At 63.9% G+C, this 1053-nt stretch carries 1 protein-coding gene; it reads right to left on the minus strand.

All coding sequences use genetic code 11. From position 1 onward, the window contains the following. Window positions 1–994 (minus strand): IS630 family transposase (locus ACTWPW_RS64285; protein WP_364138703.1); only part of this gene is annotated, 994 nt, incomplete at its 3' end. Between the last annotated feature and the right edge of the window lie 59 nt (window positions 995–1053).

A 1053-nucleotide genomic window follows, 5' to 3' on the forward strand; every position in this document is an offset into this window, starting at 1 on the left:
GATGAGGATCGGCGAAGAACGATCGCACCAGCGCAGGCATCTTCTGTAACCGCCGCAGCGCGCCCAGGGCGAGGGCTTTGAGCTCCTCGACGCCGCGAGCTGAGGCCCGTGCGATCCGGTCGTGCTTGACGTTCTTCCACACCCACTCGTCAGGGTTGAGCTCAGGCGAATACGGCGGCAGGAAGAACAGCGAGAGGGCACCCTGGCTCGCCTCGACGAACGCCTTGACCTTCTTGGCCCGGTGGACGCGAGAGTTATCCACGATCAGGAACACCGGACGTCCGGCATCGGCGATCAGACGCTTACAGAAACCGATGAACGCATCGGCGTCCAGGCCCTGGTCAAACAGCTGGAACCGCAATTCGCCGCGTGAGCTGACGGCGGAGATCATCATCACCGAGCGGCGTGCTCCGGTGGTGGCCACGACCGGAGTGCGTCCCACGGGAGCCCAGGTGGTGCCGGCGTGGTAGTCAGTGCGCACCGCCGCCTCATCAGCGAAGAACACCGCTGCGCCCAGCCGTTTGGCCTCGGCCGCGATCGCGGGGAAGGTGTGCTGCTTCCACTCCGCAACCGCGGCCGCGTCCTGCTGGTAGGCCCGATACAGCGGCCGTTGCGGCGACATGCCCAGCTTGGCCAGCACGCGGCCAACACTCACCAAGGACAGTTTCACCTTGAACTCGCGGCGGATCAGCTCGGCCACCATCGCCCTCGTCCACAACGCGAACCCGAAACTCAACTGACGCGGATCATTACCGGCGATGAGTTCATACAGCCGCCTCAGCTGCGCTTCGTTGAGTTTGGCCGCTGGCCCGCGGGTCTTCTTGGTGCGCAATCCTTCCGGGCCCAGCGCCCGATAATCCTGTAGCCACCCGAACACCGTCGCTCGCCCGAACCCGAGAATCTCCGCGACCAGATCAGGTGATTTCCCGCTCTCGATCAGCTGACACGCCCGTAGACGCTCCTCATAGCTGGCCCGCCGTCCCAACCTCGCCATGCATGAATCGTCCCACAGACCATCCCAGAAAGTCCGAAAACCTATGAACGGATTAGATC

It is taken from the genome of Nonomuraea sp. KM90 (genome assembly GCF_052246675.1).
In the GTDB taxonomy this organism is placed as follows: domain Bacteria; phylum Actinomycetota; class Actinomycetes; order Streptosporangiales; family Streptosporangiaceae; genus Nonomuraea.